The sequence below is a fragment of the Salinispirillum marinum genome (assembly GCF_042650105.1).
Taxonomy (GTDB): domain Bacteria; phylum Pseudomonadota; class Gammaproteobacteria; order Pseudomonadales; family Natronospirillaceae; genus Salinispirillum; species Salinispirillum marinum.
In genome coordinates this window covers 623609-638840 of sequence record NZ_JBHSAL010000002.1, presented here as the reverse complement: position 1 = coordinate 638840, position 15232 = coordinate 623609, and the positions used below count along the sequence as shown (strand labels likewise).

At 49.8% G+C, this 15232-nt stretch carries 13 protein-coding genes; 11 read left to right on the top strand and 2 right to left on the bottom strand.

Going from position 1 to position 15232, the window contains the following annotated elements:
- Positions 1-40: 40 nt before the first annotated feature.
- Genes ACFOSD_RS10095 through ACFOSD_RS10085 form a run of 3 tightly spaced genes read left to right on the top strand, consistent with a single transcriptional unit; the run spans position 41 to position 3178 of the window.
- On the top strand, positions 41-859 hold the full coding sequence (locus ACFOSD_RS10095; protein ID WP_380696098.1) for a glycosyltransferase family 2 protein: 819 nt from the start codon (positions 41-43) through the stop codon (positions 857-859).
- 43 nt (positions 860-902) lie between these two features.
- Positions 903-2129: an O-antigen ligase family protein gene (locus ACFOSD_RS10090; RefSeq protein ID WP_380696096.1), complete on the top strand. Its 1227-nt coding sequence runs from the start codon at positions 903-905 to the stop codon at positions 2127-2129.
- Positions 2130-2134: 5 nt separating this feature from the next.
- Positions 2135-3178: a hypothetical protein gene (locus tag ACFOSD_RS10085; protein WP_380696094.1), complete on the top strand. Its 1044-nt coding sequence runs from the start codon at positions 2135-2137 to the stop codon at positions 3176-3178.
- Between the two features lie 9 nt (positions 3179-3187).
- On the opposite strand, the gene ACFOSD_RS10080 is transcribed toward ACFOSD_RS10085, so the two are convergent.
- Both ACFOSD_RS10080 and ACFOSD_RS10075 read right to left on the bottom strand, forming a co-directional pair.
- Positions 3188-4351, bottom strand: a complete 1164-nt coding sequence (locus ACFOSD_RS10080; protein WP_380696092.1) for a hypothetical protein — start codon at positions 4349-4351, stop codon at positions 3188-3190.
- Between the two features lie 2 nt (positions 4352-4353).
- The gene (locus ACFOSD_RS10075) at positions 4354-6492 is read right to left on the bottom strand and encodes a lipopolysaccharide kinase InaA family protein (RefSeq protein ID WP_380696090.1); all 2139 of its coding nucleotides are present in this window, start codon (positions 6490-6492) and stop codon (positions 4354-4356) included.
- A 287-nt stretch (positions 6493-6779) separates the two neighbouring features.
- On the opposite strand from ACFOSD_RS10075, the gene ACFOSD_RS10070 reads away from it, so the two are divergent.
- From ACFOSD_RS10070 to ACFOSD_RS10035, 8 genes are all read left to right on the top strand, one after another.
- Positions 6780-7412, top strand: a complete 633-nt coding sequence (locus tag ACFOSD_RS10070) for a fused DSP-PTPase phosphatase/NAD kinase-like protein (RefSeq protein ID WP_380696088.1) — start codon at positions 6780-6782, stop codon at positions 7410-7412.
- A gap of 1 nt (position 7413) precedes the next feature.
- Positions 7414-8061 (top strand): YrbL family protein, encoded by a 648-nt coding sequence (locus tag ACFOSD_RS10065; RefSeq protein WP_380696086.1) that lies wholly within the window; start codon positions 7414-7416, stop codon positions 8059-8061.
- A 62-nt stretch (positions 8062-8123) separates the two neighbouring features.
- On the top strand, positions 8124-8747 hold the full coding sequence (locus tag ACFOSD_RS10060; protein ID WP_380696084.1) for a fused DSP-PTPase phosphatase/NAD kinase-like protein: 624 nt from the start codon (positions 8124-8126) through the stop codon (positions 8745-8747).
- On the top strand, positions 8740-10503 hold the full coding sequence (locus ACFOSD_RS10055; protein ID WP_380696081.1) for an ABC transporter ATP-binding protein: 1764 nt from the start codon (positions 8740-8742) through the stop codon (positions 10501-10503). Before ACFOSD_RS10060 ends, ACFOSD_RS10055 begins: the two co-directional genes overlap by 8 nt.
- Positions 10504-10524: 21 nt before the next feature.
- A complete protein-coding gene (gene lptF, locus ACFOSD_RS10050; protein WP_380696079.1) occupies positions 10525-11610 on the top strand; it encodes an LPS export ABC transporter permease LptF in 1086 nt (361 codons plus the stop codon).
- On the top strand, positions 11610-12671 hold the full coding sequence (gene lptG / locus ACFOSD_RS10045; RefSeq protein WP_380696077.1) for an LPS export ABC transporter permease LptG: 1062 nt from the start codon (positions 11610-11612) through the stop codon (positions 12669-12671). The genes lptF and lptG overlap by 1 nt, the downstream gene beginning before the upstream one ends.
- 80 nt (positions 12672-12751) lie before the next feature.
- A complete protein-coding gene (locus ACFOSD_RS10040; RefSeq protein WP_380696075.1) occupies positions 12752-14116 on the top strand; it encodes a phosphomannomutase CpsG in 1365 nt (454 codons plus the stop codon).
- Positions 14117-14133: 17 nt separating this feature from the next.
- Positions 14134-15177 carry a glycosyltransferase family 4 protein gene (locus tag ACFOSD_RS10035; protein ID WP_380696073.1) on the top strand — a complete coding sequence of 348 codons (1044 nt, stop codon included), beginning with the start codon at positions 14134-14136 and terminating at the stop codon, positions 15175-15177.
- Positions 15178-15232 lie beyond the last annotated feature (55 nt).

Here is a 15232-nt window from a genome sequence, read left to right as displayed (position 1 = left end):
AGTGTACCAGTAAGTTTCACTACGCGTCAGGAGATGTTGGATGAAAATGGGTGTGGTTGTGACCACCTATAATTCCCCCAAGTGGTTGGAGAAGGTGCTGTGGGGCTATGAGCATCAAACAGATCCTGACTTCGAGCTCATTCTTGCCGATGATGGCTCTGGGCAGGAGACAGCAGATTTGATCGCACGGTTTCAGGCCCGAGGCCGATTGAATATTCGCCATGTATGGCATGAGGACGACGGGTTTCGTAAGACTGTCATTTTGAATAAGGCGATTATGGAAACACCTTGCGATTATCTGGCTTTTACTGATGGTGACTGCATTCCTCGGGCCGATTATATCGCGATGCACAAGGCGTTTGCGCGACCTGGACATTTCGTTTCTGGTGGGTTGTATCGGTTAACCTTACCCGTGAGTGAGGCTGTTTCAGAAGCTATGGTGGCCGATCAAACAGTGTTTAGTTTTGATTGCTTAAAAGAATTGGGGCAACCGTCTGATCACAAAAAGATGAAGCTAACCTCTGGGTCGGTGCTGGCCCGATGGTTGAATCGACTAACGCCTACCGGTGCGACCTGGAACGGTGGAAACAGCTCTGGTTGGAAGGCCGATATGCTGGCGGTCAATGGTTTTGATGAACGCATGCAGTATGGCGGACTGGATCGGGAGATGGGAGAGCGGATGATGAATCTCGGCATAAAAGGCATTCAGGCGCGCTACTCGGTGATCATGCTTCATTTGGACCATAAGCGTGGTTATGAGAACCCTGAAACTTGGGCAAAAAATAATGCCATCCGGAAGGCGGTAAAGAATACGCGAAGTACATGGACACCGTATGGTATCGAAAAACGAGCAAATTAATCGTGCCCTGGGTGGCGCAAAAAGTTGAAGAGAAGGAAAAGTTATGTTGCAAGGGCTTAGTGAGTGGCGAGTTAAATTGTTTGGTGCAGTAGGACTAATATTTTTATTGGTCTATCCCTTTGATGAAGCCTATCTCCTGTCGGTTTTTTTGTTGTTGGTTTTGGGGGCGCTGAGCGCCAAGACGATTTATCGGACTTGGGATGCTGAACTTAATTGGACGATTTATCTCGGGTTGCTTATTGCGGTCCCGCTCTTATTGACCCTAGTGTTTGCGGTCAATAAAGAAGAAACCTTTAATGATGTGTTACGGTTTTCCTTGCTTGGTTTTGTGAGCGCACTATTCGTTTGGCACTTCAGGTTTGGGTTTAGTCCTTTTCGTTGGATGCTGGTGTTTTTTGGTTTTCAACTTTTCTGGATTTTTGACGCGTTACTGCAATATTTTTCAGGCGCCAATCTACTGGGGAATCCCATGGTCAGTGGGCGTCTTACGGGGCTTTGGTATCCTGGCATCATCGTCGGAACTGTGATTGCGCACAGTGCTCCCATTTTTATAGAAATGGTTCGTCGGCTGGCCATCCGTGGTGGCTGGTTTCGTTTATCCTGGCTTTTAATACTCCCGATGCTGACCGTTATTTTGCTCGGTGGTAGCCGGGCATCTTGGTTGGCTTTTCTAGTCGCTATGACCCTATATGCTTTTTACCTCTTCTGGATCAAAGCCATCAGTATTAAATGGTTGGTCACTGGAGTTTTGTTAAGTATTGCTGCCGTATTAATCATGTATCAGTTGATGCCGGAATTCAGAGCGCGTGCTGACAATACGTTGCAGTTATTTACTTGGGACTACGAGTTTATGAACAGCGCTACCTCCGGGCGCTTACCCATTTGGTATGCCGCTTGGATGACATTCATCGAGAATCCTTGGGTGGGCGTTGGTTCTGATGCGGTAAAGGACTATGCCGCCGCTCGAAACTGGGAAGGTATGTGGGTGCGCTACGCCCATATGTTTGTGCTTGATGTACTATCCATGACCGGGATCATCGGATTTATTGGGTATGCGATTTTTTACTCAATTTTGATGGGACATACATGGCAGTCCTTAAAGAATCGTTGGGACCTGACTACCGTGATGTTCATTTGTGCCTTGGTAATGGCCTTCCCTCTGAATACGCATTTTGGTTTCTATAACTTTAGGCCAGTAGGCTTGATGTGGGCCTTTATCGCCCTAGCTTATGCTTTTAGGCTTAGCGAGCGTTCTAAAGCGGCGGTGTAGCGGCTATGTCAGATGCGCTTCACCAGTCATCAGACTCGCATCGGGGCGCGATGCGTGTAGGGTTCTATCCTGGTGTTGGAAACAACCCCTATACGCTGAGGATGCAATCGTGTTTGCCGGAAAATCATCAGGCTGTGCTTTTTCCCAGAATTAAGCTGTTGGCATTGCACCGCCTAATTCGCGTCTTGCCAAAAGTGGATGTTGTTTTGGTGAGTTGGCTAGAGAATTGTCTCGTTGATCGGCGCACGGGCAAGGCCAGGATGTTTGGTCAGTTAACCTTTCTCGTTAAATTATACGTTCTGCGCTTATTTTCACGGCGCGTTATTATGGTTCGGCATAACCAGTTTCCGCACAGCACCCGACCTGACGATCAGCATAAAATCAAGCAACTGATTGATCATCTGGAGCAGTCCTTCGATGCTGTTATCACACACTCGGGTCATCAAACTGATCATCGTTATTACGTTCCCCATCCACTTTATTATGCAGATTTCCCTCGAGACAATCGTTCACACCCAGACCCATTGATTGAAGGGAGCTATTGCGTCGCTTTTGGCCGTATTAGCCGGTATAAAAATTTGCTGGCTTTGGTGGACGCTTGGGGAGTATCGAACCAATTGGTGATCGCTGGTAAAGCTGACGATCCGTCTTATCTTGCGTTGTTAGAGCGGGCTGCTAAGGGTAAGAATGTGACCATAGCTGCCAGATATTGGTCTGACGATGATGCCTACGCTCTGGTAGCTGGTGCCAATGCACTAGTATTAGCACATGAAGGTAGCGATGTGGTGGTGAGCGGCAGTTATTTCTATGCCATAAGTTGTGGCACTCCGGTGCTGGCTTTGACTACCCCGTTTCTTAACTGGTTACAAGAGCAGCAAGGCCCCGCGATTACGACTACGGACACTGTACAGAAATTGGTTGAGGGTGCAGGAAAGACCACGCCTTTGACAGTGGATGACCGAGAATCGATCCATCGGCAAGGCGTTGAATGGTTCGGTGAAGGTGCCGTACGGTCTCGTTTGAGGGTGTTATTCGCTGGGTTATGTTAGCCTCATGACTTACACCAACCCACCGCCTTCTTTCAGATAAGGCACCAGCCGGAGTACCGTTTTTCCCTCTTTTGCTGCTGACAGAAAGCCCTGTGTCGCTGCTTTTGGCGCAAGGTAGCTGTCGTAATAGGCTTGAGCGCCTGCAGAAAGACTTAGCCATTCATCGTGGGTCATGTGGGCGGCACGCTGGATGGTTGTGAGCAAGCCTTGTTCGCCTGAGAATGTTAGGCAATTTTTGCCATCTTCAAGAGTTGGAAAGAAATCTTCTGGATATTCCAAAATGGGTACGGTGCCGACCGCGAGTGCTTCAATGGCATTGTGTGACATAGGGTATCTTACGCCGGGGCACGCCAGAAAAAAACGCGCGCTGGCGATGGTAGGTAACCATTGAGTTAAGGGTATTTTGCACTGTTCATTGCGAATAAATAGCGCATTAGGTTGGGGCGGTGCCTGCCAGTTATCGCCACCCTTCGGTTGTGTTAAGGGTATGTGTTCTTGTTCAAGTGCGTATTCGACCAGAGCTAGGTAGCGATTACGTGGTACTTTACTGTAGATGGAGCTCACCCAGCCTTTGTCGTAACTGTGCCCTGACGAGCGTCCACCGAAGAAAAAAGTCCACAAGCGATCATTAGCGCGTGCTGAATCTAGTGAATCATCTAGGTGTTCGTCATAAATGATAGGAAACATCGGGAATGGCCACGCATGTTCGTCACCTTGTTGCGGCGGGCCAACCGCTAAGCTGATTTCCATAATTGCGAGAGCTTGCTGTCGAAACGGATGCGCAGCAACAGACTGGTCGGTTAGCACTACGCTCTGTTTAATATAAGGCGCTAGGTCGGAGAGATCGTTTATCAGTGAAAAGTGGTGCTTGAATACGCGAGCTTTAAAGTTGGCTCTAGGGTTAGCTAAAAAGCGTTGCCGGTCGATAAAAACAGGATGATAACCCGCTTTGATCCACATGGTGGCTAAATTGTAGAAACGTCGGCCTTGTGGGCCATCCACACGGTTATTGCGTAGGTCAAAGACGATCAGAAGTTGCGCGCCCTTGGGAATCGGGACAGCTCGTTGTTTGAGGTCTCGGTACGCACGGTAAAACGTTGGCAACAATACCGGGCGATGAGTGCGCCATGTTTTGTCCAGCCAGCGGCCTAATCTCTTCAATAGAATGCGCATAGTCAGGGTTGCTTCTGATAAAAGAAATAGGTGGGATATTCATTGACCAACAGCGTTCTATCGGTGTTGAACGACAAGGCTTGACCATACAGGTCAGATCCTGACAAAAACTCCCTGGGTATTTGAAGTGGTGTTGCATGCAAGGCGTAGGCGATACTTAAAGTGGGCTGCCCTGTGTCTGTGGCGACGAAATCCCACCACTGAATCTCACCCTGTTGGCGCTTCTGGACAAAAGTAGTTTTCGCCAGGTTTCTTTGAAAAGTAGCAAACGCATGCCAGCCCGGGCGTAAGCGCCATCCTTGTTCCGTATCGATTAAGCCAAACCCTGGGTGTGCCAGTCGCCACCACCAAATACCTGATACTGCACCAGAACAGAGGGTAATCAGTGCATAGCGCACCATGTAAGCGGCGCTGAGTTCTTCACTGACATGGAGATTACTTTCCTTGGAATCCTTTACCTGATACGCCCCGGCAACCGGTGAATACAATCCCGTGTTCTTTAGTGGCCAGTTTACCTCGGTGACGTAAAAGTCATGTTTTCCTGCTTGGTCAGCAAGAGCTTTGGCTAACAGCCCCTTTTCCAAGCTGCTGAAACCGTTTTGTGCTGTTTCAGGTGCGCCACGCCGGTCAACATACAAATGGCCTGACAACGCATCGAATTGCTGACCCGCTCGCGCAAGCAACGGTGGGTAGTATTGAAATTCGAAATCATTAACCGCCGGGCCAATAAAGGTGAGGTGAGGGTAGCGTGCTTTCCAGCGGCCATCGGTTGGCCAGAGGCGGGTTATTTCTTCAAGGTTCCAAAACCCCCACTTAACCCGATTGACCGCATGACCCACTTCAACGCAGTCTAAATAATCATGCAGGCGCTCAAGTGCTTGATCAACGAAGTCGAACCAACGCTCGGGATGAATGACCGCATCACGGGATTGAATTAAGGCCAAAGACACCTTGTGGCCGTCTGCTTTCAGGGCGCGAATGGCACCATGACAGGCGGTAATGTGTGATGTACCCAGATGGTAATAGCAGCGCATGAGAATATTACTGGCGGGTAATTCGACAAGTGCTTTCTGTTGCCGCGCAAAACTATCATCTACTTCCACACTGATGCCCAATCTTTGGCGCATATCGATCGGCTTTTGATACATACTGGCTTTACGTTCCCGGTAGTACTTGTAGATACCGGGTGCTGCCTGCAGCGTTGCGACAATGGTTGTCCAAAGGTCTGATAATTTGCGCTCTCTGGCGCGTTCTTTTTTGCGGTGCATGACCGATGGTTGGGCAGAAAACTCATCCCACAACCATACATCCCTTGGGACGGGCTGCCCGGTTGATGTGTGTTTACGGTTATCCACATTCGGCGACCAAATATTCTTTAGCGTACGTATGGGGTGACGATATTTACGGGAGCGCTGATGCAAGCGAAACCGGGCGCGATAGTGTTCGTCCCAGCGTAAAAACTCAGCGGGAACGGCCCCATCATTAAAGTATATGTGATGAAATATACGCAAAAAATGCGTCGGAATTTTCATTCGCTCAAGATCACGTGCGCGTTGTCTTAGGGTAGGGTTTGAGCAGAGCTGTCCGCGATTTAAATCAATAAAAACAGGAGAAGTCCACGAGGCATCACCGGTTCGGGTCAACAGGATGTTTTGTGGGCCTAAGTCACCGTGAAGAAAGCCGCTATCGTGCATTTTTCTTACCGCTTGCGCGGTTACACGAATTAAGTTTACAAATGCACCCGCATAAGGATGGTCGCGCAACAAGTACGTCATTTCGGAATAAAGATCAGTAGCATTGGGGTAAAATCGGCTGATCAATGCGCTTTCCACCAATTGTGAGCCTTGCCACTGCTCGATGAATCCTACCGGCTCTGTTACCGCTGCATGCTGAGCGAACAGGTGTTTGGCGAATTGGTGAGCGCGTTGTGCTTTGCTACCTTGTTGGCGATAGAACGTACTGCGCAAACGATCAGGCTTTTTGAAAACCTTGACGCACAGTTCACCAGGACCTGTTGGATCAGCAATCCGGTACACCCGGTTCCGTTGTTTGTAGAGCAGGTGCTGATCATCTAGTTTTGCCAGGGTACGGGTGAGCGTTGCTAGCCATTCCTTGCCATGCAGGTTATCGAACGCAGACAAAACTTCTCCGGAATAAGATGAGATGCCGAGCTCAGCGAGGGTGAGGAATTGCTGACGTGTCTTCATAAAACAGTGTTGACGGATTCCGGGAACCTAATAAACAAGGCGGCTATAGTAGCCTAGTGCGGCGCTAGGGCCAATGGGTGGGCGGTGGCGGTAGGCAGCGTCAGTGTGTTTCGTTATTATACGCAGACCACTCATCGTACTGCGGGTCATCGCGTTTGATAAAGTCTCCTGATCAGTCCAAGGCTTCGCGTTCAACCGCGCCGGAAGCCTTAACCCACAGAATGCGACGCCTTTTAACTGTCTGCCACCTACTTTTTATTGACTTGGGTCTAATTCGGTTGTTTTTCAATCGCCCTGCTGAGGTGGTGCCTGGTGTATGGCGTTCAAATCAACCTACGCCATGGAGAATCAATTCACTGGCACAGCGTGGTTTTAAAACGGTGTTAAATTTGCGTGGGGAAGGCAAGAGCAGTGCGTTCCGATTGGAAGTCGAGGCTTGTCAGCGAACTCAAGTCACTTTGCATAATTTAAAAATGAGTTCACGACGACCACCCACCAAAGATCAGTTGCAGGCTTTGCGACAACTCTTTCACGAGGCGCCTCGGCCATTGCTGCTGCATTGCAAGTCTGGGGCGGATCGTGCCGGTTTGGTCTCGGCGCTTTTTCTGCTCTGGTCTGGTCGACCCTTGGATGAAGCGAAACAAGCGCTTTCGTGGCGGTATTTGCATATTCGCCATGCCGCTACCGGTATGATGGATTGGTTTTTGTTGGCCTATGAAAATGCGTATCGACAAACCAGCGTTGGGTTTGATGAGTGGTTGGATAATCATTATGACCGTGAGCAAGTTACTCGATCATTTAATCCTAAAGGTCCATTGGTTTGGTTAGTTGACGTCGTGTTGCGGCGGGAGTGATATGTCAGTTCTAAGCCCAGTAGAGCTTGCTCATGTAACGCCTTTGTTGCACAGCAAGACACGCATGGTGTTCGAGCATCCGCTAGATCCTAATTTGTTGATAAAGGTCCATAAATCCAGAAAGAACTTGGCAGAGGCGCGAGGTGTAAGGGTATGGATGGCCAATGTGGAGGATCACTTCCAGTACAGCACGGGCATCCTTCGAGATTTAACACAGTTCGTAGAGTCTCGCTACCGCGATTATGGTCGGGTTACCGAGTATATCGCGCCTATTTACGGTGTTATTGATACTGATTTGGGGCTTGGCTTGTTGGTGGCTGCGGCGCGCGATAGCGCCGGTCTGATTGCACCTACCGTACGCACGTTACTAGACGATGGCCGAATGACAGCAGATCGAGCAAAGGCCCTTAAGTTGATGTTGGATGCAATCGTAGAAACTGAATTGGTGATAGGCGACTTGAATCTGGAGAATATCGTCCTTGAAAAAGCCGATTCGCCCGATGAGCGTTTTTTGATCATTGACGGGTTGGGTGAGCGTACGTTCTTTCCGGTGCAACGCTGGTTCAAGTTCTTGAGTGCTCGACAAAAACGTATTTTTGCCGAAAAAGTTAACCGTTGGTCGGCAGAAGCGGTCAAGGCAAGATCATGATGGATTACCGACAATGGCGTTCAACGTGGGCCGGTCGTATGCACCTTCGCCGGATACGCATTGTGGTTTGGCTGGATGCTATGATTTATGATCATGGTTTACTCCGGTTCTTTTGGAACCGGCCAACACAATTCACACCAGATGCTTGGCGTTCAAACCAACCAACGCCGCAGCAACTTGTCAAACTAGCGCGGGAAGGTTTGAGGACGGTGATCAGCTTACGCGGCTTAACCACTGGTGGCGCGTCTATTCTTGAAGTGGCAGCCTGTAAACAAGCGAATCTGGAACTTATTGCGTTTAAAATGTCTTCTCGTGGCGCGCCTGATTCTGATGTGGTGCTGGAGTTGCTCTCGTTATTTGAGCGTGTTGAAACACCCGTGTTGTTTCACTGTAAATCGGGTGCCGATCGTTCAGGCTTCGCGGCTGCGTTGTATTTATTGTTTACTGGACAAGGCACAATAGACGACGCCAAAAGCCATCTGTCATGGCGGTATTTACATTTCCGTGGTGCTAAAACAGGAATGTTGTTTGCGTTTCTGGAAGCTTATGAGCGATACAATGAAAAAACACCTATCCGTCTGAAAGATTGGGTGCGTGACCATTATGACCCGCGAGCTTTACGTGCGTCATTTCAACCTAGAGGGTTTTCTGCTTGGTTTGTCGACAAGGTATTACGCCGTGAATGATTACAGTTTGGAAACGCATCACGATACCCCCAGACGCGAATTATTAAAGCGCCTTTGGCAGGATTACCTACGGCATCATGTAGGCTTGATTTCAATAGCCGCCGTATTGGTGGTTATCGAGGGTAGCGCACTTGGGTTACTGAGTTACCTTGTAAAGCCCATGTTTGATTTGGTTTTTGTCGAGGGCAGTCAGTCGGATGTGGTGTGGATCGCCATGGCGATTTTTATTGTCTTTACGGCCCGGGCCGTCGGTGGTTTTGGGCAGCGTGTGATCACCGTTACGGTCGGTTTGCGGGTTGTCACTGGGCTCCAAAAAGCCATGCTCAGTCACCTTATCAGGCAAGACAGTGCGTTTTATGGCAAGTACTCTCCGGGCGCGTTGATTGACCGTGTACGTGGTGATACTGAAGCACTAAAAGGCTTCGCCAGTACTGCGTTACTCAATTTGGGTCGAGACAGCATTTCACTCATTGCCTTGCTGACCGTTGCCTTTATGGTGGACTGGAAGTGGGCGTTATTTGCGTTGTTTGGCTTGCCGTTGTTGGCGTTTCCTATTTCGTTGTTGCGGCGACTGATCCTTCGCACAACGCGCCGTTCCCGGCAAATTTCCTCGATTCTTTCCATGCGTCTCGATGAAATTTTCCATGGCGTCAATGCCATTAAGCAGAATAATCTCGAAGCTTACGAAGATCAGCGTTTCCAGAAAGAAGTTGGGCAGTTCTTTCGGTTTCAACGCCGTTCCGAAATCGGTAAAGCCGGTATGCCAGCGATGATCGACCTAGTGGCTGGATTCGGTTTTGTGGCCGTGGTGATTTATGGTGGACAAGAAATTATCGCAGGTGAAAAGTCGGTAGGCGATTTCATGAGCTTTTTTACGGCCATGGCCCTGATCTTTGATCCGTTACGCCGATTAAGCAATATCAGTGGTGCTTTTCAAGCCGCGAGTGCGAGCTTAGAGCGCATTTATGCCGTGCTTGATCTTGCCCCGACGATAAAGAATGTAACGGCGATACAACCCATTCCCAAAGATATCCAGCATTGTGATGTGGTGTTTGACAACATTAATTTTAGTTATGGTGAACTGTCCGTGCTACGCGGACTGACGTTGCGTGCGCCGGCGGGAAAAATGACCGCCATTGTCGGTGCTTCCGGTGCTGGCAAGTCCACGTTGTTTAACTTACTCACCCGTTTGATAGAACCCGATTCAGGGCAGGTGCTCTTGGGTGACGTTTCCACAGATCAACTCAATTTGATAGAGCTACGATCACTGTTTGCCGTCGTCAGTCAGGATTCCGCGTTGTTTGACGAAACGATTAAGCAAAATATTTTATTGGGTAAATTGGAAGCGGGTGAAGCGGAAGTAAATCAAGCGGCAACCGAAGCGAGGGTAATGGATTTTACCAACACGTTGCCGGGTGGTTTGGAAACATTGGCAGGGCCTCGTGGTTCTAATTTGTCGGGCGGGCAGCGCCAGCGCGTTGCCATTGCCCGGGCGTTGTTGCGGGATGCTCCTATACTGTTGCTGGACGAAGCGACGTCGGCACTGGATACACGTACCGAGAAGTTGATTCAGGAAACACTCGATGCATTGGCTCGGCGAAAGACAACCTTGGTGATTGCGCACCGCTTGTCCACAGTAATGAACGCCGATGTGATTTACGTGCTGGATCAAGGCGTGGTGGTGGAATCTGGGACACATCGGGAATTACTAGAGCAACGTGGACATTACTACCAACTGCACTCGACCTTTAGCTGATATAACGGGCATGGAACGGCAATGATCATTCAACGCTATATCCTCAAGCAGATCGCCCTGCCGTTCGTGTTGATCTGCATTCTCTTGGCTATCTTGCTGCTGGCGGAAGCGTTTGGTGAGGTTTTAACGAGGGCATTAAGCGGTACGCTGCCGAGTCAGGCAGTCGCTTTGTTGATGCTGTATCAACTACCGCCTGTCTTGCAAGAGCTTATTCCAGGCGGATTTTTTCTGGCGCTAGTCATTGCTCTGGGTCAAATGACGGGAGCCAATGAACGCGTGGTATTGCAAGCGACCGGTTATTCCGATGCCAAAATCTTACGCCTGATACTGAGTGTCGGCGTTTTAGCTACTGTTGTGTTGTACGTATTCACGCTATTTCTTGCCCCAGCCGCTAATCGGGCGACTGCAGACCTTAATCAACAGCTTGCATCACGACCCGCGGCAGAGCTGGTGCAGCCCGGTCAATTCACGCCCATCGATCGTAATGGCAGTATTCTTTACGCGCAAAGCAGCGATGCACGCTCCGGCCTACTGCTGGATGTATTTATGGCTTATCAAGACGATGGGCAGGAACGTATGGTAACCGCCCGTTCTGCCCAAGTCGTGTCTGACGGTGAAGGTCGCTTTATGCGTTTTACTGAAGGTCATTTGTATTCGGACATGATGGGTGACGAGCTAGAGCGGGTCTCTTTTGCTGTTCTGGATTTGTTGTTGGAACGCCAACAAGTATCCGGTGGTTACAATCGGTATGCGTTGGAAAATCATGCGCTCTATGAGAGCACTGTCTTGCGCAATCAGGTGATGTTGCAGTGGCGTGTTTTGTACCCACTGAGTTTATTGGTGTTCTGTATTTGGGCCGTGAATCTGACCCGCTATACGCCCCGCAGCGGCAAAAATGCTGCGGTTTTGCCCGCTGTCATTTTCTATCTCCTCTATCAGTACTTGTGTCGAACGGTCAATAGCAGTGTTGGCGGCGGCAATTTGCCCATTTGGGCGAATTTCTGGTGGATACACCTGGTTGCGGTGGGGCTAGGCTTGGCCCTTCGACTGGAGGTCAGGCAGTGGCTAAGCACGCGGCGGTTGGCCAGCACTAAGGCGATGTCCTAATGATTCTGAATCGATACGTAATGGGGCGCAGTTTAAAAAGCATCTTAATGGTGCTACTGGTTTTCGGTAGCTTAATGTTTTTATTGAGCTATGCCGATGAGTTGGCCCGCCGAGGCGATGAAAACTTCAATGCCTATCATGTGTTGGTCTATACCTTGATGGCTATCCCAAGTGAACTTTATCAGTTCGCTCCCTTTGTGGTCATGATTGGAACCTTGGTCAGCATAGGTGGCTTGGCCGCCAGCAGTGAGCTTACGGCGATTCGCGCCACGGGTGTATCGATGGCGCGGTTGCTGAGTACCATTTTGATGCCCGCTTTTTTTGCAACCATTGCATTTTTCATCGGCGGAGAGGTGTTTGCACCTGGCCTTGAACAGCGTGCCAATTTCTATCGGGCGGATATCCGCCAACAAAATGTACAACTGCAATTGGGTTCTTGGTATCAGAGTGAGCAGCAGTTGATTCATGTCGGTGATTTTGTCAGCGTGGATGAAGCCCGAAATCTGGTTTTGGTGGAGCTCAACGAACAACAACATATACGGCGTATTATTCGTGCAGCCTCAGGTACCCTGTTAAATGACCGGTGGGAGTTGGAGGGCGTGGAGGTGATCGATTGGGCGGACGAGGGCGGACAGATGATGCGTCAGTCTTTTTCTGAGCGCGTGCAAGAGCCGCCGCTATCGACCGACATCATCGTCAACCTGTCACAATCGTTGCGTGTCATATCGCTTCCCGCGCTGTGGTCGCGGGTTAACTTTCAGAATACGCAGGCGGTGGTTGATCCTGTGGTAGCGCTGCGTTTATGGGAGCGCTTAAGTGCGCCTTTGCTGACCATGACACTGAGTTTCATTGGTATTGCTTTTGTCTTTGGTTCAACGCGTTCAATCGCCATGGGTACCCGTATTTTCATGGGTATCGCCTTGGGTCTGGTGTTACAAATTACCCAACAATTCTTTGGTCCCATTGGTTTGTTCATTGGCATGACACCCGCTGTCGCTGCGACACTGCCGGTGTTTTTGGCTTTTGGGCTCGGCGTGTACTTGTTTCGTCGTAATACCTAAAGTGGGTGTTAAGACGTCCTAGAGCACGCTATTATGCTTACGAAGAGAGTGTTTACTCCGCAACAACAGAGAGAAGGATTATGACCGAACTAACTTGTTTTCAAGCCTATGACATTCGCGGCAAGCTCGGTGTTGAGTTAAACGACGAGATTGTCTACCGAATCGGTCGCGCTTATGCCGAATTTCTGAAGCCCAAGAAAGTGTGTGTGGGTGGCGACGTGCGATTGACGTCGGAAACTCTGAAGCTGGAGCTTGCGCGTGGCTTGATGGACTCGGGTGTGGATGTGATTGATCTCGGTCTGATTGGTACGGAAGAAGTCTACTACGCGACGAAGGCATTGGGTCTTGATGGTGGGATTATGGTAACGGCTAGCCACAATCCGATTGATTACAATGGTTTGAAAATGGTGCGTGAAGGCTCGCGGCCGCTAAGCAACGACTCTGGGCTCCTGGATATCAAGAAGCTTGCCGAAGCGAACCAATTCACGGCCTCGAATGTAAAAGGAACACTGTCTAAGCTCGACCACTCCGGCCCTTATGTTGATCATTTGTTAAGCTATTTGGATCTGGGTGATGTCAAACCTATGAAGCTGGTGGTTAACGCAGGCAATGGCGCAGCCTGCCATACAGTAGATCGTATTGAAGCGGCGTTTAAGAGCCGTGGAGTGCCCATTGAATTGGTAAAGTTGCACAACACCCCTGACGGCACCTTTCCCAATGGTATTCCTAATCCCATTTTGAAGGAGCAACAGCCCGTCACCGGTGATGCAGTGCACGCACATAATGCCGATATGGGGATTGCATGGGACGGTGATTTTGACCGCTGTTTCCTTTGGGATGCCGATGGCCGCTTTATTGAGGGCTATTACGTGGTCGGCCTTTTGGCTGAAGCTTTCTTGGTAAAGAATCCGGGAGCCACCATCATCCATGATCCTCGATTGGTGTGGAATACCAAAGACATTTGCGAGAAAAATGGCGGTAAGGCGGTGCAGTCCAAAACGGGCCATGCCTTCATAAAAGAGATGATGCGCAAAGAAGATGCCGTGTATGGCGGTGAAATGAGTGCGCACCATTATTTCCGTGACTTCGCATATTGTGATAGCGGCATGATCCCCTGGTTGCTGGTAGTAGATTTGTTGTGTAAAAAGGGCCAGTCACTCTCTGAACTGGTGAGTGAGCGGATGTCGACCTGTCCGTCGCCTGGCGAAATCAACAGTAAAGTCGACAACGCGGATGCAGCGATTGCGCGGGTATATGAAGCTTTTAAAGCAGAGGCCATTGGCGAAGAGTCGGTCGATGGCGTGTCACTGGAGTTTCCAAATTGGCGCTTTAATCTGCGTAAATCGAATACTGAGCCGGTGGTACGGTTGAATTTGGAAACACGTGCGGATGAGAAGCTCATGCACGAAAAAACCAATGAAATTCTGGCCATTTTGCGCGGTTAGTCTTGGTGTCAAAGCCTATGCCAGAAGTGGTGGTGTCAGATATGCATCATCGCATTACAGGGGTGAGCGCGACCATTCGCGCTTTGCTCCCGTTCATGCAAGAACGCTATGAGCTGGTTCTGCTGTCAAATTTTCCCGCCGAAGGCATTCGTCGAATAACACTTGTTGAACTGTGGAAGTTACTTCGGCAGGCACCTTCGGAACGACCTTTTTATATTTGGCATGCTAGGCGCAATAACGAATTATTCTGGGCATTGTTCACGCGTGATGTTTTGCGATTGCCGGTGCGCGTAGTTTTTACCAGCGCGGCCATTCGTCGTCACTCTTGGTATCCGCGCCAACTCATAAAGGCGGTAGACGCCGTCATTGCTACCAGTCATGCCGCGGCAGCGCTTGTGCCCCATGTGCGCGCTGTTGTTCCTCACGGAGTGGATGTCACTCGCTTTTCCAGCGCAAAACCCCTTGTGAATTCACCGTGGCGAGATTTTCGATGCGTGGTCGGCATCGTGGGTCGTGTTCGACCTGAAAAAGGCACGGATTTATTCGTGCAGGCACTGTGCGAGCTATTGCCAGCGCACAAGGATGTATGTGCACTGGTGGTTGGAAAAACGACCTCTAAATTCCAGCGATTTGCCGATGAGCTGAAAGCCAAGTTGGCGGCAAAGGGCGTGATGGATCAGGTCTTTTTCTTGGATGAAGTCGCCTATACCGATATGCCGAGTATCTATCAAGCTATGGATATCGTCTGCGCCCCGGCGCGTTACGAAGGTTTCGGCTTAGTGCCCATTGAAGCTATGTGTTCTGGAACGGCGGTGGTTGGCGCACGTACAGGCGCTTATCCGGATATGATTCAACAGGGTGAGAACGGGTTTCTATTCGATGTTGGTGATCAGGCCATGTTGACTCACTATCTGGCGCAGTTATTGGATGATGATCAATTGCTTGCACGGCAAAAATCGAAAGGACAGGCCATGGTCGATGCCCAATTCAGTATTGCCCGTGAATGGGAGGGTATAGCCAATGTTTATGAGACGCTGTGGGCTGAAAATCCGCATGAATAAGTCAGGTCTTGGCGGCTGGGCATTTAGTATGTTCCTAGGTGTTTTGTTTTATTTT